Below are 23,010 nucleotides of genomic sequence, written 5' to 3'. Positions count from 1 at the left end.
CTTATGAAAATTAGAGTCCAACATACCTTGAATAGATTGCCCTTGCAGCAGACTCATCCGTGGTTCCGCGGATAATAGCCCTGCCTGTAGGGAATATTGTCATCTCATACCCTTCTGCCTCAAAAACCAGCATGAACCCGTTGTACCTTGCGCTGCCTATCCTTTCCAGCCGCCCCTTAAGATCGGTTAATGAAACCTGAATCTCCTCTGGCGGAACTATCTGAACCGAATTACGACCGCAAAGCACAGTAGCCCATGAGATATTAGAGGTATTGAGATATTCATATACACCCTTTTCGCAGGCAAGGCAACCATCTCTCCTGTGAACAGTAAATTCATTAAATTTCCCATCCCACAGGTCAAAATGAATAAGACTTTTTCTGGGGTGATTACCGGTAAGAATTTTAAGGGCCTCCGCTGTCTGGATAGAGGCGACAATCCCGGTTGCAGGGCTAATCACCCCGTCCGTATCACAGGTAGGCAGGTTACCCGGGGGTGGTGACTTGGGCATAAGACAGCGCAGACAGGCGGTCTGCCCCGGAATAATGTTCATGGACATGCCATAGGAGCCCAAAGCCCCGCCATAAATCCAGGGTTTATTCAATTTTAAAGCCGCGTCATTAATGAGAAAACGAATCTCAAAGTTGTCATTCCCGTCAAGTATCAAATCAGATTCATTAACAAGCTTTTCAATATTCCTGGAAGTTACATCTGCTATAATGGGCTCAATAATAATCTCGGAATTTACAGCCCTGAGACTTTCGGCTGCGGCAATTGCCTTGGGTAGTTTAAGCCTGGCATCATTTTCAGTAAACAATATCTGACGCTGAAGATTGGTTATCTCAACAAAATCCCTGTCAACCAGTATAAGCCGCCCTACTCCTGCCCTGCAAAGCTGGCTGCTTATCACAGTGCCCAGTGCGCCGATTCCAACTACAATAACAGTGCTGGCCGAGATCCTTTTCTGCCCCTCAGGACCAATATTGTTAAAGAGGATCTGTTTTGAATATCTGTTATCTATCATGCTTTTCCTGGTAACCTGTAAAACAGGTTATTATCCTTTTTTTAACCTTGTTGTCAGAGCGCCTGCAATTCAATAATCCCGCTCAAGGCATTTATTACTGTGTCAACCTCGGAAGCTGTATTCTGCCTCCCCAGCGAAAACCTCAGGCTGCCCCGGGCAAGTTCAGGGTCAAGGCCAATAGCCCTTAGTACATGGGAGATTTCTGTTGAGCCTGCATTACAAGCAGAACCTGTTGAAACAGAAATACCAAAGGTGTCAAGGGCGAGAAGCAGCATTTCTCCATCCATATTGTTGAAGCTCATGTTGGAGATGCCTGGAATCCGCATTTCCCTGTGCCCATTAAAAACAACACTGCTGAAACGATTTTTCATACCCTGTTCAAGGTGGTCACGCAGGCTGCTCAACCTTGTTGATTCCTCCTGCAATTCATCATTAGCGAGCATCATCGCCTCGGCCATGCCCATTATACCGGGCACATTTTCCGTTCCCGGTCTTATAATCCGCTCCTGATGCCCACCATACATTAAGGGTTTTATCACTGTTCCTTTTCTAATGTAAAGGGCGCCCTGGCCCTTTGGACCATAGAATTTATGGGCTGCAAGAGAAAGCATATCCACACCAAGCTCATCTACATTAACAGGGATCTTCCCGACCGCCTGACATGCATCGGTATGGAGGAGAATACTCCTCTCTCTTGTTATTTCAGCGACTTTAGAGATGGGCTGGATGGTCCCGAGCTCATTATTAACCAGCATGATACTTATAAGGATTGTATCAGGTCGAATACTGTTACGAAGGGCCTCAATATCAATAATGCCTGCATCTGTTACAGGAACATATGTAACCTCAAACCCATCCTGCTCAAGGGTATGACACGGATTTAATATAGCATGATGCTCTATTGATGAGGTGATAATGTGCCTTCCCCTTTCACGTTTAGAAAAGGAGGCACCCCTTATGGCAATATTGTTGCTCTCGGTCCCGCCGCCGGTAAAATAGAGCTCCTTAGCCTCGCAGCCCAGGAAACCCGATATTTTTTGCCGTGACACCTCTAACCCACGTTTGGCACGTTGACCCGTCTGGTGCAGGCTGGATGGATTGCCATATATTTCTGAATAATATTTGGACAACTTATTGGCAACCTCCTCCCTCACAGGGGTTGTTGCTGCATTGTCAAAATATATTTCAACCTTCTCTCTTTTCATGGATCAACCCTTAATCCCTCTCCTGCTTTTCAGGAATATGAAGAAGCGCCTCATTCATTCGTCCGCTCCTGAACCCTTCAAGATCAAGAGATATAAAGGAAAAGCCAAGCCCTTTAAAATATTCCACAATCCTCTTACGCACCGGGGTTGACAACAGGCGCTCAAATTCATTAACTGATGTCTCGATCCTGGCTATCTGCCCGTGATGGCGCACCCTGATCTCTCTTATGCCCAGCTCATTTCGCATGAGGTATTCTGCCTTTTCCACCTGTTTCAGCGCTGCTTCACTTATAGGGGTACCATAGGGTATCCTTGAGGCGAGGCATGGAGATGCCGGTTTGTCCCAGGCCGGTAATCCCATCTCCCTTGAAAGGATACGAATCTCCTCCTTGGTAAGGCCTGCCTGCATCAACGGCGCTGATGCCCCTGACTCCTTTGCAGCCCGCATTCCGGGACGATGATCATCGAGGTCATCTGATACAGCGCCATAGATAATATGGCCGAATCCCCTCTCTTTTTTTACCTCGTCCAGTTTCCTCAACAGCTCTTTCCTGCAATGATAGCAACGATCACCGGAGTTACTTACATACAACGGGTCTTTTAACTCTTCTGTATGGATTATCTGGTGTTCAACACCCAACCCCTTTGTGAAATTAACGGCCTCCTGCAATTCATTTCCGGGCATACTTGCGGAAAAACCGGTCACTGCAAGCACATTTTGAGGGCCAAGTACACGAGCGGCCTCAGCCAGCAAAAAGGTGCTGTCCACACCGCCTGAAAAGGCTATAATAACCCTCTTCATTGAAGCAAGAGCTCCATCTAACTCCTTTTTTTTATTATCTGCCCGGCTCTCTATCTGCTGCATTTTATCGCCTCCACAACCCCCAAACCCACTGTCCATATCTTGTCTCTTATCAATCCATAAACATCCTGCTCATACACAGGGTCTATCTCAATGAGTTTTGTCCCCTTTTTAATCACAGTACCCTCTCTCACAAAACCCCTCAGTGTGCCGCCTATCCCTGCCTTTAACGGGGTATCATTAACATATCCAAGGATATCACCTGAATTAACCCTATCGCCCATCCGCATGGCTGGAGTAAAAACACCATCTTCGGGAGACCATATCACCCGCTCTGATTTATATCCGCCAACATCTATAGGTATAGCTGTATCAGCCTCTGCTTCGCCCTCAAATATCAGTGTTCCTGGATTTCCTGAGCTGTCGCATGTCTCCACAACAATATGAACATCCTTTCCGGCATAAAAACCTGGGCCGACTCCTATTACAAGCCTTGCATCATTAATGGTTGTGCCGGTAGGCCTTTTTGCCATTATGGCGTCAACTACAATATCAGGAGCTACTATATTTTTGACAGAGGCGTCAGGATCAATCACAAGTGGTACAAACCCATTTTCCCAGGTATTTTTTATCTCATCTATATCCGCATCAACCCTCACTGCAGTAACATCACACACTGTTTTTGTTCCATCAAACACAGCATCGGAAAATGAATTCTCCCTGCTTACAGTAAGGGGCCTGGTGATTTCCGTGAGGCATACATTATAGCTGTTTCTGTGAACAAGATATGCTATGCCTGAGGCCATCTCTCCAGCCCCCCGTATCAATACGACAGGCCTCTTATCCTCACCACTATTCATCTGCTGCCTGCCTTTTATTAGCCTTCTTTGCTGAAGAGCCGCTCTTGCCTCTTCTTACATCGGTCATCTCAGCAACTATGCTCACTGCAATATCTTCAGGGGTCTCAGCAGCAATAGAAACACCGATGGGCGCGCTGACCCTGTCAAGACTCGCCTGGGTAAACCCCTTCTCCTTCATACTGCCAAATATTGTTTTCACCTTTTTTTTGCTGCCTATCATGCCAATATAGGCGGCATCAGTCTTAAGCGCCTGTTCTAGCACCTCCTGGTCTTCCAGGTGGCCCCTGCATGCAATAACAACATAGGAGACCCTGTTTATAGATAAGCTTTGCACCGCCTGAGCAATATCATCTATAACAAATTCGTCAGCATCAGGAAACCTCTCTTTATTTGCATAATTAGGCCTGTCATCAATTACAACAATCCTGAAGCCTGCTATCTTTGCAATCTTTGATACTGCAAAGCCTATATGGCCCGCACCGAATATAAAGACAGTCGGAGTTGATATTACAGGATCAACAAACACCTCTATTATCCCGCCGCAGATAAGCCCGCTTGCATTTTCTTCACGCCCTGTCAGGTCAAATTCAAGAAGCTTTGGTTTCTGCTCCTTGATAACATCCATGCAGACCTGCCACACATCAGCCTCAAGGCACCCTCCGCCTATGGAACCGGTTATGGAACCATCACCCTTAACCAGCATCTTTGCGCCGCTCGACCGCGGGGTTGAACCCTTTGTCGATACAACAGTAGCAAGTGATGCTGTATCCCCATTATTCATAACCTTTACAATCTCATCATATATCTCTTGCATTTCTCAAATCCCTGCGCCATGTATAAATTCTTCATTGAAAGGAGAAAATATCCTCTCTATTTCCCGCCTGTTTTCTTCTATGCATTCTTTATTTTTCATTGATATACCCTGACACTTTTCCAGCTCCTCCATTCTGCTTTCAATGGTTTCAAGCTGGCGACCCATAAAACGAAATGCATCTGCAATGGGATCAGGAAGCCTGTTTTCAGTTATCTCCTGAAGCTCCTTTCCTGTGAATCCCATGCCCAGCCTGGCCGGCACACCTATGGCAACCGCATGTTCAGGGACATCTTTTATCACAAGAGAGGCTGCCCCTATCCTTGCGCCATCCCCTATATGAATAGGCCCTAAGACAATAGTACCTGCCCCGATCATTACATTATTGCCGATAGTAGGGTGCCTCTTTTTCTTCTGGAGTGTTACACCACCGAGCAGCACACCGTGATACATAAGCACATCATCACCTATCTCGGCTGTCTCGCCTATTACAACCCCTGCCCCATGATCAATAAAAAACCTCCTGCCAATTACAGCGCCAGGGTGTATTTCAATATTGGTTAAAAACCTGGCAAAGTGGGAGATCAATCTGGCGCATAACCTCCATCTTTTTCCCCAGAAAAAATGGGCAACACGGTACATCCAAACCGCATGAAGCCCCGGATAGCAGGTAAGCACCTCTATAACACCTCCCGCAGCCGGGTCCTTTTTAAAGACAGTATCTACATCCTCTTTTATTCTCTGATAAATTCCCATGACTATCTCCCCGATTTCATTTTTATGCCTCTCCCCTTCCCAGGACAAAAATAGCATTGAGTGCAAACAGATTTGGCAAAAACCTCACTATCCTGTTCTCCCCCAGAAAAAAGCTGTTTATGATGCACAGGTTTTTATCAAGGCAATACTCCCTGAAGTCAGTGATGCTCAGGAACCTTACATTAGGCGTATCAAACCAGGAGAATGGCAATGATTTGGTAACAGGGGCCCTGCCCTTAAAAAAGAGCATAATCCTTGATTTATAATAGGCGAAATTTGGAAAGCTGATAATAATCTTATTCCCTATACGTAGGGCCTCATGTATGAGGCTATCTACATTTTTGATCTCTTCCATACTCTGGTTGAGTATTACATAATCAAAGGAGTTATCAGGGTATTCTTTAAGGCCGCTCTCAATATCATCATGAAATACACTCACCCCTTTTTTAACGCACTCCTGTATTGCGCTGTCATCCTTTTCAATACCCTGCGCTGTCACCTGTTTATCACGCACAAGCATATGGAGCAGGTCGCCTTCACCGCACCCGAGGTCAAGTATTTTTGCACCCTGCTCAATAACCGAAAAAATTATTCTATGATCCAGCCTGATATTCTTAGACCCCATGATTATCCGCCTTAAGCCCGCTAAAGGTCTTATCAAGAAAATGTTTTATCAAAGTAGTCTGCTCATCTATCTCAACAAGAAAGGCATCATGTCCATATGTGGAATTCAATTCACAATAGGTGGCATTTACATGTTTCAGTTTAAGGAGACGTACAATAGCCTGTGACTGGGCAGATGGGTACAGCCAGTCAGATTTGAATGATATCACCATAATCCTTGTGCTCAATTTTTTATCCTGCGGTATAAGCCTTCCACCTGAAAGATCAAAGTAATCGAGCGCCTTTGTCAGGTAGATGTATGAATTTGCGTCAAAGCGTTTAACAAAGTTTGCCCCCCTGTAATGGAGATAACCCTCCACCTCAAATTCCGGGTCAAAATTGAAATTAAGAATTCCTTTTTTGAGCTTCCTTGAAAATTTCTCCTCCATGGACTGGTCGCTCATGAATGTGATATGGCCTATCATACGCGCCACTGCCAGCCCCTTTTCAGGCTGGCCAGACTCATAATAGTCACCGTCATGCCACGTTGGGTCAGCCATAATTGACTGCCGGGCAACTTCATTAAAGGCAATCTGCTGGGGCGAGTGTTTAAGTGTAGTTGCAACCGGGATTGCAGATTTTACAAATTCCGGATATGAGGCAACCCATTGAAGCGTCTGCATCCCGCCCATTGAACCGCCTGCTACGCACAAAAGAGCTTTTATACCCATAAAGTCTATCAGATGTTTCTGGGCATTAACCATATCAGAGATGGTTATAAAGGGAAAATCAAGTCCATAGGGTTTCGCTGTTACAGGGTTAATTGAAGCAGGCCCTGTTGAACCCTTGCATCCGCCAACCACATTTGAGCAGATAATAAAATATTTGTCAGTATCAAATGCTTTGTCAGGCCCTATCATGTCATCCCACCACCCGGGGTTATCCTGCCCCTTATGCACACCTGCCGCATGGGCATCCCCTGAAAGGGCATGACACACAAGGATGGCATTTGATCTATCTCTGTTGAGTTTGCCATAGGTCTCATAGGCAAGTGTTATCGGGCCTAAGGATTCCCCGCTTTCAAGTGTCATCCGGGAATCAGGACCGCCAAAGGTATAAAAAGAGGTTTCTACTACCCCGACGCTCTTTTTCTGATTATCATCCTTTTTTATAACCATTTATTTATTACCTGTCACTCCTGAAACAGCCATGTAGAAAGATAGCGTTCACCCGTATCGCATATAACAGTAACAATGGTCTTGCCCCTGTTTTCAGGTCGTTTTGCTACCTCAAGTGCAGCCCAGACATTACCCCCGGCTGAAATACCGCCCAGAATCCCCTCTAACCGGGCTAAATCCCTCGCTGTCCTGCCTGCATCTTCCGCCTTCACCTGGATAATTTCATCAATTATTTCTCTGTTCAGCACCCCCGGTACAAACCCTGCCCCTATTCCCTGAATCTTGTGGGGGCCGGGATTTCCACCAGAGAGCACTGGTGATGTCTCCGGCTCTACCGCTATGGCCTTAAACCCCGGCCTGCGTTTCTTGAACACCTCAGATACACCGGTCAGGGTTCCACCTGTACCAACCCCTGCAACAAGGATGTCAACATTACCATCTGTATCATTCCATATCTCCTCTGCTGTGGTCTTTCTGTGTATCTCCGGGTTAGCAGGGTTATTGAACTGCTGGGGGATAAAGCTGTTAGGCGTTTCCGTTGCAAGCTCTTCAGCCTTTGCCACAGCGCCCTTCATCCCCTTTGCCCCTTCAGTAAGCACCAGCTCAGCGCCCAGTATCTTTAAAAGCTGCCTCCGCTCCATGCTCATGGTCTCAGGCATTGTAAGTATAAGCTTATATCCCCTTGCAGCCGCGACAAAGGCCAGGGCTATGCCAGTATTTCCGCTTGTGGGTTCAATAATTACTGCCCCCTTTTTAATAAGCCCTTTTTTTTCTGCATCTTCAATCATGGCTAAGCCAATACGGTCCTTGACGCTCGAAAGGGGATTAAATGTCTCCATCTTTACCAGTATTGTAGCATCTATTCCTTCGGTCATCCGGTTTAACTTTACAAGGGGCGTATTACCTACTGTCTTTGTAATATCCTGATATATCTTTGCCATAATATCTCTCCTTTAATTTATTGTTCCTTTTATAACTTCATTGATGATTCCGCCGCCCATCACCTGATCTCCCTGGTAGAACACAAAGGATTGACCTGGGGTGACTGACTCCTGCGGGCCATCAAACTCCACCTCTATCTTCCCATCCACATATGAAAGATGGCATGGCGACTCCTTTTTACGGTACCTTATTTTGCCACTGCCAGACTCTGGCATAGTATCAACCAGCATATTTATATCCACGACAGAAAGGGATGATGAATAGATATCCTCTCTTGTGCCAGCAACAATCTCATTTTTTTCCGCATTGATGGCTGAAACATAGAGGGGCACCTTTGATGAAATACCCATACCATGACGCTGACCAATGGTATAAAAAACAATCCCCTTATGTGTGCCGACCTCTTTTCCGCTCTTATCAACTATAGGGCCGGGCTTTACCAGCCCTCCGCTATCAATAAAAAACTTTTCAAGCCCGCCCTTCCCGATAAAACATATATCCTGGCTCTCGGCCTTTTCTGCCACAACCAGCTTGGCCTCTTCTGCGATTCTCCTCACATCATTTTTCAGATAGTCACCAACCGGAAAAAGTATGGCTCCAAGATCATCTTTTTTTATTGGGTATAAAAAATAGCTCTGATCCTTTGTAATATCCTTTGCCTTCATCAGGCTGTAACCCTTTTCATTTTGTATGATCCTGGCATAATGACCTGTGGCCAGATACTCAAACCCCATCTCACGTGTCATCTCAAGCAGGCGTCCGAATTTTAAAGACCCGTTACACTCAACACAAGGATTAGGGGTCCTGCCCATATTATATTCACCTATAAATCTTTCAATCACATGCCTTTCAAACATGGCAGCAAAATCGATTACATGATGGGGTATCCTGATTTTATCGCATACTGTCCTTGCATCATCGATTGCATCCTTTCCACAGCAGGCTGCCTCGCCCTCCTCCTTTTGCATGCCAAGACACATGGTAACCCCTGTTACATCATATCCTGCCTGCTTAAGTAAAAAGGCGGCTACAGAGGAATCAACACCCCCGCTCATGGCTACAAGCACTTTTTTCATAGATCAGCTTCTTTCCTGCGCGTGTGATAATCATCAATAGCACTTCCCAATGCCTGTTCAGCCAGCACTGAACAGTGCATCTTGGCCTGTGACAACCCTCCAAGCGCATCGGCAACTGTTTTATTTGAGACAGCCATTGCCTCATCAATCGTCCTATTGATGATAAGCTCAGTCATCATAGAACTTGTGGCAATAGCAGCCCCGCAGCCAAATGTTTTAAACTTTGCATCTATTATGATATTGTCAGCAACCTTAATATGCAGCTGCATAGTGTCTCCGCATACCGGGTTACCGGCATTCCCCACACCGCTGGGGTTTACCATCTCACCCACATTCCTGGGATTTTTAAAATGATCCATAATCTTTTCGCTGTATCTCTCCACCGCCTCAATCCTCCATCTCAGAACTATATTTCAATTAGATATTATGCCTTGCCCTTATTCTTATAAACTGGTGACATGTCTCTCAGTTTTTTAACAATACCAGGAAGTGTATCAATAACAAAATTCACATCCTCCTCTGTTGCCAGCCTTCCGAGTGTGAAGCGAAGGGCGCCATATGCAGTATCAGGTGACACCCCGATAGCTGTTAGCACATGGGATGGTTCAAGGCTCGCAGAAGAACATGCCGACCCGGTAGAGCAGGCAATGCCCTCCATATCAAGGTAAAGGAGGAGCGACTCCCCTTCAATATAATCAATGGATACATGTATATTATTAAAAAGCCTCTTTTCAGGGTGCCCGTTGAGGCGGCAATCCTCTATGTTAGCAAGGATTCCACTGATCATTTTATCTCTCAGAGCTGTGATTCTTTCTGTCTCAGAGTGCAGGTCAATCATGGCGAGTTCAGCAGCCTTTCCTATACCGATAATCCCCGGCACATTATGGGTTGATGCCCTGCGTCCACGCTCCTGCTCACCGCCATGCATAAAGGGGGTAACCCTGGTGCCCTTCCTTATATAGATAAACCCGACACCCTTGGGGCCATATATCTTATGACCTGAGGCGCTCACAAGGTCCAGATTCAAATCATCAACATTAATGGGCATACGACCCAGGGTCTGCACAACATCCGAGTGGAAGAGAATACCCCTTTCACGCGCAATAGCGCCTATCTCCTTAATTGGCTGAATTGTCCCTATCTCATTATTGGCATGCATGACTGATATAAGTATTGTCTCATTTTTAATGGCCTTAAGCACATCATCCGGGTCAACAAGCCCCTTTGAATCAACCGGAAGATAGGTTACTTCAAACCCGTTTTTCTCAAGGAAATGACAGGGCTCAAGGATTGCGTGGTGCTCTATGGCTGATGTAATAATATGCCTTCCCTTATCCTGCCTTGCGTTTGCAATACCCTTTACAGCAAAATTGTTGCTCTCCGTGCCCCCGCTGGTAAAGACTATCTCATCCGGGGTGGCCCCTATGGCAGAGGCAATCTTCTCACGGGCTGATTCAACCGGATACCTTGCATCCTGCCCAAAGGTATGCAGGCTTGAAGGATTGCCAAAATTCTCTGAAAAAAATGGCAGGATTTCATCCAGAACCTCTTTCCTTACCGGTGTTGTGGCTGCGTAATCCATGTATATCTGTTTCATTTTATCTCCTCATAACTATATTATATCTCTTGTACCATCGTCCTGGCCTTAATTATGAAAAAAAATCAGATCTCGTAACCGGCCATTTTTTGTTTCTTTTCAAGTGAATCATCAGCCATTTGAGCAAGTGTTACTTCGCTTAATGCCTCAGAAATCCTGTCTCCCACCTTTTGCCATACCCCCCTGCTTGAACAATGGCTGTTTCTGTCACAGGCTGATGGATCCCTGACACAATCAACCAGGCAGGCCTCCCCCTCAAGCACATCAACCACATCCTTGAGTGAAATTGCCTTTGGATCACGAGAAAGGGTATATCCTCCATTTGCGCCCCTTGCAGAAAAAACCAGCCCTGCCGAGCGGAGGGGGATTACAATAATGCTCAGATATTTCTCTGATATCCCCTGTCCTGATGCAATATCCTTTAAAAAAACAGGTCCCTCACCATAACGCTCTGCCAGCTCAACCATGAGCCTGACACCATACCTTACTCTTGTAGAAAGCTTCATATCACACCTTTAATCTACTTTTCCTATCGTTTTACTAGTAATTAATAATTTTGATGATTTTTGTCAAGTAATATTATGATTCTGACAAAATACCGGGGAGAATTTTTTAATATTACCAGGTGTCTATCCAAAAACTGTCGTTTTTAGATACAAGCAGCCAGCCTTCAGCTTTCAATAAAAGGTTTTAAAACAAAGAATTGGCTGACCGCTGATTTCTGATTGCTGAAATCACTAACGGATAAAATTAGTGAAGATGATATCTTCCCTCTGCGGAAGAGGCACCCCTGCCTTTTCTCCGGCCTCTTTGCATTTTAAAAACCAGGCCATGTTTTTACCCAGCACCCGCATGATCTGCATCCCTTCAAGATCCTTTTTAACCTCTTCAGGGTTTGAACCATGCACCATGTTCCAGTACCGGGATGAGATGACCGGCATCTCTGAAATGGTAAAGTATTTCATCAACTGGTCAAACGCCGCTGTTGTGCCTCCCCTGCGGGCAGAGACAACACAGGCAGCAGGTTTCAGGTAGAAGTATCTGCGGCCGCTTAAGGCAGCAGAAAAGAAGGAACGATCCATAAACGACGTGATAGCCCCGCCCGCAGCAGCGTAATGAACAGGTGAACCGAATATAAAACCATCAACGCCCTCTGCCATCTCCACAAAATCATTAACCGCATCATCAATAATACATTTCCCCTTTTCCCTGCATTTATAGCAGGCAATGCAACCGGAAATAGCTTTATTACCAGTCCAGTATATCTCGGTTTCAATGCCTTCATTATTGATGGCATTCGCCACCTCAGTAAGGGCCGTGTCTGTGCATCCATTTTTAGTAGGGCTTCCGTTAACTAATAATACCTTCATGATGTTCTCCATTTAATATTTTTTTATAATGAAAAAGCAGGATGCTTTTCACTTGATCCCTCGAACCCTTATTTCACCACCACACATTTCATCTGTTTCTGATCCCGTATTACAAGTTTTCCATCACTCAATGCCAAAGGTGCCCAGGCCTGTTTCGTTTCCAGCAACTCAGCTTTTGCCAGCACCCTGAACTCTGTTGGATTCGGATCAATAAGATATAGCATTTTTTCGCCGTCACTGCTTATGATCATGTCATCTGCCAGGATAAAACCTCCCTTGTCAAAACCAGGGTTTCTTCCGGTTTCCCATTTGATATTTCCCTTAAGATCCATACACACGAAACCGTCTCTGACTTCATTATTACTGCAGTGGCCGTAAAGATGGCCTTTATACAGTATAGCCGGGTGAACATGGGTGCCAAACTTTTTTGAACTTAATATCTCCTTAGCCGTATAGGAATCTCCATCTTTTTCTATCTGAAAAAGAGCCCCCCCTGCCCTGTATCCGCCGGTTATAAAGAGTTGGTTGTCACTGACCTGGGTAACATTGGGTACGGGGATACCACACTGAAAGCCTTCATAGACCCATAGACGTTTTCCGTCTATTGGACTATACCCTATGACTGCACCCTTTGTTGAACCATCACGACTGCTGGCAGTTACCATGGTCAGATGCTCTTCACCATTGATTTTTACAAGTGCGGGTGAAACATACCCGACATTTCCGGGGAGTTCAGGGGTTCTCCAGATAATATTCCCATTTTGTTTATCAAAGGCCACGAGCCCTGTAGTCGGGGTTTGTGGAGCGACAATGAGCATTTCCTTGTATATCAGCGGGTTCTGAGAGATTGCCCATTTAGGAAAATCTGAACCGCCTAAACCTTTCCAGATGTTTTTACTCCATACAGCCTTGCGGCTATTTTTGTTAACACAGGTAAGGTTCCCAAAGAGGTCACATATATAAATCATGTCACCGTCTATAGTAGGCACTGACCTTGATCCATCATAGCTGACCGACCCTGGCGCATTATTGGCGATGGTCCATTCTTCCTTACCTGTATTAAGATCCAGGCAGCGGAGTATGTTGGTCTCATCATCAACCCTATCATACACATACACCTTGCCTTCGCTTATTGCCGGACCGCCAAACCCTTCGCCAAGAGGTACTGTCCACAGCACCTTTGGACCATCCTTTGGCCATGACCTTAGAAGTCCCTTTTCACCGGATACTGCATTTCTATTCGGGCCAAGGTACTGGGGCCAGTCAGCTTCAGAGGTCTGATTAAAGGCTAAAAGAAATAAAATAGAGATACTCATTACTATGGTTTTCATACAGGCTCCTTTAAAAAACAGGCATTATTTTTTTGAGAAGTAATTTACCATATTGATAATTTATTATTCAATAATATTCGGGCTTAAAACTTTTCTCATTTAATTCAGGATAAAATCCGATTATGTGGGCTCCTGATACGATTTTTGTTGAATATTTTAGCTGCAATTCTTAACTTAGGGATAATTCTGAAGATCATCATCCAAAACAGGATTTAGAGGGTTTTAACTATGGGCATTATAACCCGCACAGTAATATGGACAATATTGGCAGTGATTATATGTTTCATTCTGGTGTGGGGCATAAACAGGCATCGTATGCAAAGCCTTAGAACCCCTGATGAGATTACACAGCCTGGCCCGGCTATCCCGGCCAATCCAGAAGGAAATTGGCCTCAGTTTCACGGAAACCAATCCCAGACCGGCTATGTCAACGGTGAACTGCCAGACAGCCTTAAACCTGTATGGAAATTCAAAACAGGAGGCGGGGTTAAATCATCCCCTGCAATTGTTAATAATATAGTATATATCGGCTCTTCTGATAAACATATCCATGCTATTGATGTTCAAACAGGTAAACCGCTCTGGTCAAGGCTTCTGGATGATGAGGTCGAGACATCTCCTACAGTTATTGATAAAGTGGTGTATATAGGCACCCTTGCAGGAACCCTCTATGCTCTCGATTCAGGAACAGGGGCTGAGCTCTGGAAATTTAGTACAGAAGATAAACTTACAGGGGGAGTTAACTGGTTCAGGAATGCAGAAAACAATCTATATATACTCGCAGGAAGTTACGATTCAATCCTGTATTGTGTTGATGCCCGGGCCGGGAAGGCAGTCTGGCAATATGAAACAGGAAACTATATAAATGGGTCTCCTGCTGTAGATGATAAATACTGTGTGTTTGGCGGATGCGATGCGATTATACATATTATCAATCTAACCGACGGTAAAAAGGCAGGCGAGATTGATACAGGCGCATATATTGCCGCCTCTGCTGCAATAAGGGGTGGGTTTGTTTTTATCGGTAATTATGAAGGCGAGTTATTAAAGGCGTCACTCGCCACACATGAAATAGCCTGGCGTTATAAAATTAATAAAAGCCCTTTTATCTCTTCACCTGCTGTTACAGACAGCACAGTTGTAATCGGTGGCGGTGACATGAATATTCACTGTATAGATATATTAACAGGCATGGCCCGCTGGACATATAAAACCCTGGATGCAGTAAACAGCTCTCCTGTGATAGTTGGTACCAGGGTTATCGCAGGCAGTGATGACGGCAGGTTATACATGTTAAAGTTAACAGACGGTAAAATGATTTGGTCATATGAGACCGGCAGATCAATAACCTCTTCCCCTGCCGTGGCTAATGGCATGGTCGTTACGGGGTGTGATGACGGGATGGTATATTGTTTCAAATGAAAATAATACAGATAACACCAGGGTCAGGGGATAATTTTTACTGCGAGAACTGCCTGAGAGATCAGGCCCTTTTAAGGACGCTTTTTAGCCAGGGGCATAAGATAATGATGGTGCCCCTTTACCTGCCCATCAGGCTTGATTCGTCTGAGATGGCAATTGATGCCCCCATATTTTATGGAGGCATCAATGTCTACCTGCAGCAGAAGCTGGGCCTGTTCCGCAAGACCCCAAGGTGGCTGGACAGTCTGTTTGATAACCGTTCACTGCTTTCAAAGATCTCAAAAAAGGCAGGTATGACCAGCTCAAAGGATCTGGGAGAAACTACTATTTCCATGCTTAAGGGTGAAAATGGCAATCAGGTTAAGGAGCTGGAACGCCTTATTGACTGGATTACGAGTGATATGGAGATGCCGGATGTGGTTATCCTCTCCAATATTTTAATCGGGGGGCTGGCGTCTGCCATGAAAGAGCGTTTAAAGGCGCCTCTTGTATGTCTGCTTCAGGATGAAGAGGCATTTGTGGACAGCCTGGGCGAACCCTACAGCAGCGAGGCATGGGCGCTCATGCAGAGATGCTCAAATGAGATAGATGCATTCATCTCTGTAAGTTATGCCTATGCAAACCGCATTGCTCCGAGATTGAACCTGAATGAAAAGAGGCTCCATACAGTATATATGGGCATAGATATGAAAGAGTATCAGCAGGCTGTGACCATACCGGCAAAACCTGCAATAGGATTTCTTTCACGAATGTGCCCCCAGAGAGGTCTTGATACCCTGATTGATGCCTTTATCCTGCTTAAGAAGAAGCCGGAACTTAAAGGGTGCCAGCTACAGGTATCAGGCGGCAAGAACCAGGCAGATGAACCCTTTGTAAGAGATATGAAACGAAAACTGGAGAGGGCAGGCATTGCCGGGGATGTTCAATTTATACCGGAGTTTTTAGGCGAGGGGCGCAGACAATGGTTAAAGACTCTCTCTGTAATGTGCGTACCTGAAAGGGAAGAGGCCGCATATGGCCTTTTTGCCCTGGAGGCACAGGCGTCAGGGGTGCCGGTTGTAGTCCCAAAGATCGGCATATTCCCGGAGATGCTTGAACTGACAGGAGGCGGCATACTTGTTGATCCCAATACACCTGAAAAATTTGCCGCGGCCCTTACGCAACTTCTCATTAACCCTGATAAGGCATTCAGCATCGGACAAAAGGGGAAAAAAGGGATAGAGGAGCATTTTGATATACAAAAGACATCAGCCAGCCTGATTAGAATTCTTGAAAAGGTGGTTGGGAGCGCATAGCGCAGAGTTTATTATTGAGGAAAACCAATGCTGGAATTAATTGAGGTAACAAAGGGCTATGGGGCCCCTGGTCTTCCGGGATATGTGCCTGTTCTTCAATCGGTTTATCTTAAGCTTAACAAAGGTGAATCCATTGCTGTGCTTGGCCCTTCAGGGTGCGGCAAGAGCACGCTCCTCAATATAACAGGGGCACTGGACAGGCCATCCTCAGGCAGGGTCATTCTAAATGGCCGTGATCTTACAACATTAAACGAGGCAGAGCTGGCCCATGTACGCAACAAAGAGATAGGGTTTGTCTTCCAGATGCATCACCTCTTGCCCCACTGTACTGTGCTTGAGAATATCCTCATCCCTACAATCGCCTTTCATGAACCTGGTAAGAGCGCCTCATACAGGGGCAGGGCGCTTGAACTCATGGAAAGGATCGGCATATCAGAGTGCATGAACCGTCTTCCCGGTGAACTGTCAGGGGGGCAGCGTCAGAGGGCCGCAGTGGCCAGGGCATTGATAAACTCACCGGGGCTCCTTCTGGCTGATGAACCCACAGGGTCGCTTGACCATGAAACAGCCGAAAGCGTAATGGATCTGCTTAATGATTTGAACAATAGTGAAAAGATTACCCTTGTCGTGGTAACCCATGCAATTGACCTGGCCGGAAAGTTTGGCAGGCTCTGCACCATTCAAAAGGGTATTCTTGTGGAAGAGGCAAAGCATGAGCGATAATATGGGTCAGGGGTATCTTGTATGACACTGTTCAGGCTTGTTATAAGGAGTCTTCTGTTTTATCGAAAAATGCACCTTGCTGTTGTGCTGGCCGCAGCGATTGCAACAGCAACCCTGACAGGCGCCCTTCTAGTTGGTGACTCTGTAAATGCGACACTAAGGCATGCCTTTAATGCCAGGCTTGGCGCCACAGGCTGGGCAATAGCCCCTCCGGACAGGTTTTTCAGTGAGGACTTAAGTGAAAGGTTTGAAAGATATGATATTTCAACCGCGCCTGTTCTCAGGCTTAACGGCATGGTTACGAGGGGTGACGGGGCCGTGCGTGTCAACCGGATCAATGTATTGGGGGTTGATGAGAGGTTTTTCCAGCTCTCCCTAAAAGGCAATGCGCCTGAAGGGCTTCATGATGGCGCGGCACTCATCAACAGCGCCCTGTTTGAACGCCTCAGGATGCAGGAGACCCATGATGGTGAGGTGGTACTGCGTTTTGATAAACCCTCATCCATTTCAAGAAACCTTGTGCTTGCGCCATTCAGGGATAACACATTATCAATCCGTATCCCTGTTGCAGGTATTGCTGATGACGGCCATTTCGGTAGATTCAGCCTGAAGTCAAATCAGGAGGCGCCCCTTAATCTCTTTGTTCCGCTTAACTGGCTTCAGGAGCAGATCAATCGCAAAGCAATGGCAAACCTGCTTTTAATCAGTAATACCAGTGTAAACATCTCTATCGAGAAAATTGAGCAGGCCCTTAAAAATGAATGGCGTCTTTCAGATGCAGATGCAGAACTCAAGTCAATAACAGATAAGGGCCTTGAGCTTTCAAGTGCAAGGGTCTTTATCGATAACTCCATTGCAGAGGCGGTAGTTCTGGCGCAGCCTGATTCCATAAGTATCCTGACCTATTTTGTAAATGAACTGCGGGTTAATGAATCCTTTACACCCTATTCAATGGTGACTGCTGCTGATTCAAGGGGCGCATTAAGGGAAATCTTTCCTGATGAAATGAAGGATGATGAGATAGTAATAAACCAGTGGCTTGCCGATGACCTGGGCGCTAAAGTCGGGGATATACTCACGATAGGCTATTATGAACCGGGCGGGTGGCAGAGGCTTAAGGAGCATTACAAAGCCTTCAGGATATGCAGCATAATACCCATGAACAGCCCTGCTGCTGACCCTGGCCTTACTCCCCATATACCGGGGCTATCTGATTCTGAAAGGTGCAGTGAGTGGGACCCATCCCTTCCGATTGACCTTGAACTTATCAGGGATAAGGATGAAACATACTGGGACACCTACCGTGGCACACCAAAGGCATTTATTACCCTTGCTGCCGGTCAGGCCATGTGGGCCAACAGCTATGGCGCCCTTACCGGTGTGCGTTTTCAGGGGGACTCTTCTTATAAGGAAGAGATAGAAAGGATGATAACCCAGTCTGTTGACCCTAAAACATTTGGCCTTTCGGTGATGGATGTTTATGATGCAGGCATAAAGGCCAGCAGCGGGGGAACAGATTTCGGGCAGCTTTTTCTCGGGCTGAGCATGTTCCTTATTGCATCCGGCATCATACTTACATGGCTTTTGTTCAGCTTCAGCATTGAATCCAGAAGTGGTCAGACAGGCATGCTGCTTGCGACAGGCTTCCCGGTAGAGCGCATTAAAAGGATATATCTATATGAAGGGCTTTTTATTGCGGGGGCAGGCTCTCTGGCCGGTGCAGCACTGAGTCTTTTTTATACATGGCTTGTCATATACGGCCTCTCAACTGCCTGGCAGGGTGCAGTAGCAGGCATGACCCTCCTGTTTTCACCCACTATTTTTTCTCTTGTGACAGGGTTTTTAGCAGGATTTATCATTGCCCTTGTCTCCATATCATGGCGATTGAGCAGGCAGATCAAATCAGGCGCACACGGCCTTATGGCATACCATAAAGCAGATGGGGCAGAAAGGAGACCCAGGGCAAAGGCAGGATGGCTCTTATTTACCCTTACCCTTTTGGCAGGGGTCATACTGATTATATCGGGCCTCTCCGGTGAAGGTGATATGGCTACAGCTATCTTTTTTATTGCAGGCATACTTATGCTTGTTTCCGCGATGATATTAATATGGAGATTCATGGTCATGGCCGGAAAGGGTACTGAACCCTTTAACATCTCGTTACACTCGCTTTCCCTGAGGAACAGCACCCGAAGGGCAGGAAGGAGCATGGCAGTTATCATAATGCTCGCATGCGGTCTCTTTATGGTGGTGTCAGTGAGTGCAAACAGAAAGGATTCATATTCTGGCGCTGAGCTTCGGGGCTCTGGAACAGGGGGATTCACCCTTTATGCAGAGTCTTCTGTGGCTGTTGTTAATGACCTTGATACACTTTCGGGCCGCGAAATATGGGGCCTGAATGAGAGGATAATTGAAGGGGCCCGGTTTGTCAGTATCCGCCTCCTTGAAGGGGATGATGCAAGCTGCCTTAACCTGAACAGGGTTGAGAGGCCGCGGCTTCTTGGTATCTTACCTGAAGCTCTGGCTGAAAGGGGGGCCTTTACTTTTCAGGGGCTTGAGGATGAAGGCCTGAGGTCAAGGCCCTGGGATATTATCAAATATAATCCGGGTGAAAGGGTGATACCTGCGGTGGGGGACTATCCCACAGTATACTGGGGCCTTGGAAAAAGGATTGGCGATATACTTATCTATCGCAACGGCAATGGTGAAGAGGTAACAATTCGGATAGCAGGCATGATAAAGGGCTCCATATTGCAGGGGGGGCTTGTCATATCTGAACAGGCCATGTCTCACCTCTTCCCTGAGGCAGAGGGGTACAGGGGCTGGCTGATAGATGCCCCGCATGATAAAAGAGATGAAATATCCGCCCATCTCACTAACAGGATGGCGGATGCCGGCCTATCAGTTGAAACGGCCATAGAGCGCCTTCGCCTTTTTGACCTCATGGAAGATACCTATCTGAACATATTCCTCATGCTGGGGGGGCTCGGTCTCATACTTGGCTGTGCCGGGCTGGGTCTCATTGTGGTGAGGAATCTTCTTGAGCGAAAGGGAGAGCTTGCCATGCTCAGGGCGGTGGGATTCAATAACAAAAAACTTTTCATACTGATCTGTTATGAGCATGGCTATCTTTTAGGCGCCGGCCTCATATCAGGGTTTATTTGCGCTGTAATTTCTGTTATACCGGTATTAAAGGCGGCAGCAGGGCAGCTCCCTGCCAGCCTTTTGATACTGGTTGCAATACTTACGGGCTTAAGCGGGGTTATATGGGTGGCGACTGCCTCAGGGATAGCTCTTAAGGGTGATATATTGACCCCTTTGCGGAATGAGTAAAAATGAAAATATCCACCGCGGAGGCGCAGAGGACGCAAAGGGAAAAATATTTATAGTTATTTTAATGTTGCGACCTTTGCCTCTTTGCGGTGTAAAATAAAGCTGTTATTAAACATGGAACCAGAATGAAGCTGACATCAAAATATATGGAACTTATCCCGATTTTTCTTATTGCAGCCGGCGGAGCGGCCCTGTTTTCCCTGCTCATGCTTGAGGGTCGGGGGGCAGGCGTATCGATCCGCATGCCTGTGCCTGAAAACATATCAACATTTGACATCTCCCTTCCATTTGTCGGAGAACTTACCCTGTCCGATGGCATTCCATCTGAAATAGAGGGCTCCTGGCCCGGTTTCAGGGGTGCAAATCTGGACGCAATCCTTTCAAGTAATCTGCCAAGGCCGCTCAATCTCAGATGGGAAGAGACGCCCCCAAAGGTGCTCTGGGAAACAGCCCTTGGTGAGGGTTATGCAGGTGCAGCAGTAGCAAATGGCCGTGTCTATATACTGGATTATGATCAGGAAAAGGAGGGGGATGTTATCCGCTGCCTCTCCCTTGATGACGGGAGAGAGATATGGAGGTTTTTCTACAGGGTAAAGATAAAGCGTAACCACGGTATGAGCCGTACAGTCCCGGTTATTGTTGGTGACAGCGTGATCACACTCGGCCCCAAGTGTCATGTGGTGTGCCTTGATGCTATTACCGGGGAGTTAAGGTGGAAACGTGATCTTGTACAGGAGGATGGGGCAGAGGTGCCGGCCTGGTATGCGGGCCAGTGTCCCCTTGTGGATGGTGACAAGCTTATCCTTGGCGTGGGTGGAAAGGATACCCTTTTAATGGCCCTGGATTACCGCACAGGTGAAATAATATGGAAGACCCCCAACCCTAGTGGGTGGAAGATGACCCATTCATCCATTGTCCCGATGGACCTTGGCACTGAAAGATCATATGTCTACTGTGCCGGCGGAGGCGTTACAGCTGTTTCAGCAGAAGATGGAAGGCTTTTATGGTCATACCCTGAGTGGCGCATCAATATAGCAAATGTGCCCACACCTTTAATAATTGACAGGGAGCGTATATTTTTATGCGGGGGATATAATGCAGGGGCCATGATGCTCTCTGTAAAAAAGAGGGGTGATAATTATGTGCCGGAGCCCCTTTACAGGCTGAATGCAAGGGTATTCGGCTCTGACCAGCAGACACCCATATTTTACAAAGGGCATATCTATGGTGTAAGGCCTGATCAGCAGCTTGTCTGCATGGACCTTGATGGAAATATATTATGGACAAGCACCTCAGCAAACAAGTTCGGGCTTGGGCCATATACTGTAATAAACGACATAATTTTTGTTATGGATAATGAGGGCCAGCTCAATGCCGTAAAGGCAACCCATGAGGCCTATCAGCCCCTGACCAGCGCAAGGGTTCTTTCCGGGCATGAGTCATGGGGCCCAATGGCCTTTGTTGCCGGGAGACTCATTGTAAGGGATTTAATCAGTATGAGGTGTCTGGATATAATGAAGGGGGGTTAATTATGGATGATCAAAACAAAAAAACCAGGCGAGAGTTTCTGGAAGATATTATTATCAAGGCCCCTGTGGCTGCCGGTCTGGTCTGTATAGCTTTATCCCCCGGTGTATCAGCCTCAGCAAAGAAAAGAGATGATATTATCTCCATGACCATGATAGACCCTGCAATGATACTTTACCGTGAGATAATGGCCCCTGTATCAACCTGCTTTACTGAATCACGCAGTGTATCAGCGGACAGGGCAGGCGGTTTTATTGTTTCAGGCGACATGGCCTTAAAGAGAATCGATTACAGCGGGAAAATCAGGGAGACCATAAATTTGAACCTCTCCCCCTATTGCGCTATATCAATAGATACAGGGTATTACATTGCCCTGAAGCAGAGGATCATAATCACTGACAAAAAGGGGAATGTAAAATCGGAATGGCCAATCCTTGGTGATAATAGCTGGATTACAAGTATTGAGCTGGATGATGAGCACCTCTTTATTGCAGACGCAGGTCAGAGGATTGTCTGGTGCTATGACAGGGAAGGGAACTTTGTCCGCAAAATAGGCGGGAAAAACCCTGACAGGAATATACCCGGATTTGTAGTCCCCGGCCCATATTTTGATCTGGCCATGGCCCCTGACGGGCTCTTAAGGGTGGCAAACCCCGGGAGGCACAGGGTAGATGCCTATACAGTAATGGGTGACCTTGAGTTTTCATGGGGAGAGTTCGGTAGCAGGCTTGAAAATTTTTCAGCCTGCTGCAACCCGGTGAGTTTTACCATTTTAAATGATGGAGATATCATAACCTGCGAAAAGGGTACAGCCAGGGTAAAGGTATATGACAGCACAGGCAATCTGAAGGGTTTTGTTGCAGAGCCAAAAGAGCTTGCAAATGTGACAGTTTCCACCGGCTCAAAGAGGGAGAAGGCGCAGCAGTACGGCTTTGATATTGCGGCAGACAATGACGGCCATCTCTGCATACTGGACAGGGCAAGAAATGTGGTGAGGTTTTTTGAGAGTAAGAATGGATTCCCGCCTTCGCGCATTGGCGTCAAGCTAAAATCTATTGAAATGACAGGATAAATTTTAATGTTAAGGATTGATCGTACATACAATATATTTTGTTGTCCATATAAAATATCCACTGAAAGAGGATATCAAATATT

Annotated in this window: 21 protein-coding genes; 6 read left to right on the top strand and 15 right to left on the bottom strand. The window is 46.4% G+C overall.

Annotation, left to right across the window (positions count from 1 at the left end):
- Positions 1 to 10: 10 nt before the first annotated feature.
- The 15 genes from GX654_18870 to GX654_18800 all read right to left on the bottom strand — a co-directional run bounded on the left by GX654_18870 (position 11) and on the right by GX654_18800 (position 13,555).
- Entirely contained in the window at positions 11 to 1,024 is a 1,014-nt protein-coding gene (locus GX654_18870) for a thiazole biosynthesis adenylyltransferase ThiF (GenBank protein NLD38927.1), read from the bottom strand.
- Positions 1,025 to 1,077: 53 nt separating this feature from the next.
- Positions 1,078 to 2,229 carry a cysteine desulfurase gene (locus tag GX654_18865; GenBank protein ID NLD38926.1) on the bottom strand — a complete coding sequence of 384 codons (1,152 nt, stop codon included), beginning with the start codon at positions 2,227 to 2,229 and terminating at the stop codon, positions 1,078 to 1,080.
- Between the two features lie 10 nt (positions 2,230 to 2,239).
- Positions 2,240 to 3,094, bottom strand: a complete 855-nt coding sequence (gene larE, locus GX654_18860) for an ATP-dependent sacrificial sulfur transferase LarE (protein NLD38925.1) — start codon at positions 3,092 to 3,094, stop codon at positions 2,240 to 2,242.
- The gene (locus GX654_18855; protein NLD38924.1) at positions 3,082 to 3,891 is read right to left on the bottom strand and encodes an EF2563 family selenium-dependent molybdenum hydroxylase system protein; all 810 of its coding nucleotides are present in this window, start codon (positions 3,889 to 3,891) and stop codon (positions 3,082 to 3,084) included. Before GX654_18855 ends, larE begins: the two co-directional genes overlap by 13 nt.
- Complete coding sequence (locus GX654_18850; GenBank protein NLD38923.1) at positions 3,884 to 4,705, bottom strand: xanthine dehydrogenase; 822 nt, start codon at positions 4,703 to 4,705, stop codon at positions 3,884 to 3,886. Before GX654_18850 ends, GX654_18855 begins: the two co-directional genes overlap by 8 nt.
- Before the next feature lie 3 nt (positions 4,706 to 4,708).
- On the bottom strand, positions 4,709 to 5,458 hold the full coding sequence (gene cysE / locus GX654_18845; protein NLD38922.1) for a serine O-acetyltransferase: 750 nt from the start codon (positions 5,456 to 5,458) through the stop codon (positions 4,709 to 4,711).
- Between the two features lie 22 nt (positions 5,459 to 5,480).
- On the bottom strand, positions 5,481 to 6,083 hold the full coding sequence (gene metW, locus GX654_18840; protein NLD38921.1) for a methionine biosynthesis protein MetW: 603 nt from the start codon (positions 6,081 to 6,083) through the stop codon (positions 5,481 to 5,483).
- Positions 6,073 to 7,239: a homoserine O-acetyltransferase gene (locus GX654_18835; protein ID NLD38920.1), complete on the bottom strand. Its 1,167-nt coding sequence runs from the start codon at positions 7,237 to 7,239 to the stop codon at positions 6,073 to 6,075. The genes metW and GX654_18835 overlap by 11 nt, the downstream gene beginning before the upstream one ends.
- Positions 7,240 to 7,253: 14 nt before the next feature.
- On the bottom strand, positions 7,254 to 8,180 hold the full coding sequence (gene cysK, locus GX654_18830; GenBank protein ID NLD38919.1) for a cysteine synthase A: 927 nt from the start codon (positions 8,178 to 8,180) through the stop codon (positions 7,254 to 7,256).
- 12 nt (positions 8,181 to 8,192) lie between these two features.
- A complete protein-coding gene (mnmA, locus tag GX654_18825; GenBank protein ID NLD38918.1) occupies positions 8,193 to 9,257 on the bottom strand; it encodes a tRNA 2-thiouridine(34) synthase MnmA in 1,065 nt (354 codons plus the stop codon).
- A complete protein-coding gene (locus GX654_18820; GenBank protein ID NLD38917.1) occupies positions 9,254 to 9,616 on the bottom strand; it encodes an iron-sulfur cluster assembly scaffold protein in 363 nt (120 codons plus the stop codon). The genes mnmA and GX654_18820 overlap by 4 nt, the downstream gene beginning before the upstream one ends.
- Positions 9,617 to 9,681: 65 nt before the next feature.
- Positions 9,682 to 10,854, bottom strand: coding sequence for a cysteine desulfurase NifS (gene nifS / locus GX654_18815; GenBank protein NLD38916.1), 1,173 nt, complete (start codon positions 10,852 to 10,854; stop codon positions 9,682 to 9,684).
- 65 nt (positions 10,855 to 10,919) lie between these two features.
- Positions 10,920 to 11,360 (bottom strand): Rrf2 family transcriptional regulator, encoded by a 441-nt coding sequence (locus GX654_18810; protein NLD38915.1) that lies wholly within the window; start codon positions 11,358 to 11,360, stop codon positions 10,920 to 10,922.
- Between the two features lie 231 nt (positions 11,361 to 11,591).
- A complete protein-coding gene (locus GX654_18805) occupies positions 11,592 to 12,224 on the bottom strand; it encodes a flavodoxin family protein (protein NLD38914.1) in 633 nt (210 codons plus the stop codon).
- 68 nt (positions 12,225 to 12,292) lie between these two features.
- Positions 12,293 to 13,555, bottom strand: a complete 1,263-nt coding sequence (locus GX654_18800; protein ID NLD38913.1) for a PQQ-binding-like beta-propeller repeat protein — start codon at positions 13,553 to 13,555, stop codon at positions 12,293 to 12,295.
- 228 nt (positions 13,556 to 13,783) lie between these two features.
- Between GX654_18800 and GX654_18795 the strand changes: the two genes are divergently transcribed.
- The 6 genes from GX654_18795 to GX654_18770 all read left to right on the top strand — a co-directional run bounded on the left by GX654_18795 (position 13,784) and on the right by GX654_18770 (position 22,927).
- Complete coding sequence (locus tag GX654_18795) at positions 13,784 to 14,977, top strand: PQQ-binding-like beta-propeller repeat protein (GenBank protein NLD38912.1); 1,194 nt, start codon at positions 13,784 to 13,786, stop codon at positions 14,975 to 14,977.
- Positions 14,974 to 16,272: a glycosyltransferase family 4 protein gene (locus tag GX654_18790; GenBank protein ID NLD38911.1), complete on the top strand. Its 1,299-nt coding sequence runs from the start codon at positions 14,974 to 14,976 to the stop codon at positions 16,270 to 16,272. Before GX654_18795 ends, GX654_18790 begins: the two co-directional genes overlap by 4 nt.
- Before the next feature lie 27 nt (positions 16,273 to 16,299).
- Positions 16,300 to 16,995 carry an ABC transporter ATP-binding protein gene (locus GX654_18785; GenBank protein NLD38910.1) on the top strand — a complete coding sequence of 232 codons (696 nt, stop codon included), beginning with the start codon at positions 16,300 to 16,302 and terminating at the stop codon, positions 16,993 to 16,995.
- 21 nt (positions 16,996 to 17,016) lie between these two features.
- Entirely contained in the window at positions 17,017 to 20,328 is a 3,312-nt protein-coding gene (locus tag GX654_18780) for a hypothetical protein (GenBank protein ID NLD38909.1), read from the top strand.
- 125 nt (positions 20,329 to 20,453) lie between these two features.
- A complete protein-coding gene (locus GX654_18775; protein ID NLD38908.1) occupies positions 20,454 to 21,857 on the top strand; it encodes a PQQ-binding-like beta-propeller repeat protein in 1,404 nt (467 codons plus the stop codon).
- Between the two features lie 2 nt (positions 21,858 to 21,859).
- On the top strand, positions 21,860 to 22,927 hold the full coding sequence (locus tag GX654_18770; protein ID NLD38907.1) for a hypothetical protein: 1,068 nt from the start codon (positions 21,860 to 21,862) through the stop codon (positions 22,925 to 22,927).
- Positions 22,928 to 23,010: the final 83 nt, after the last annotated feature.

The organism is Desulfatiglans sp., assembly GCA_012513605.1.
In the GTDB taxonomy this organism is placed as follows: domain Bacteria; phylum Desulfobacterota; class DSM-4660; order Desulfatiglandales; family HGW-15; genus JAAZBV01.
The sequence above is the reverse complement of the archived record's forward strand: the minus strand, read 5'-3'. Positions and strand labels throughout refer to the sequence as shown.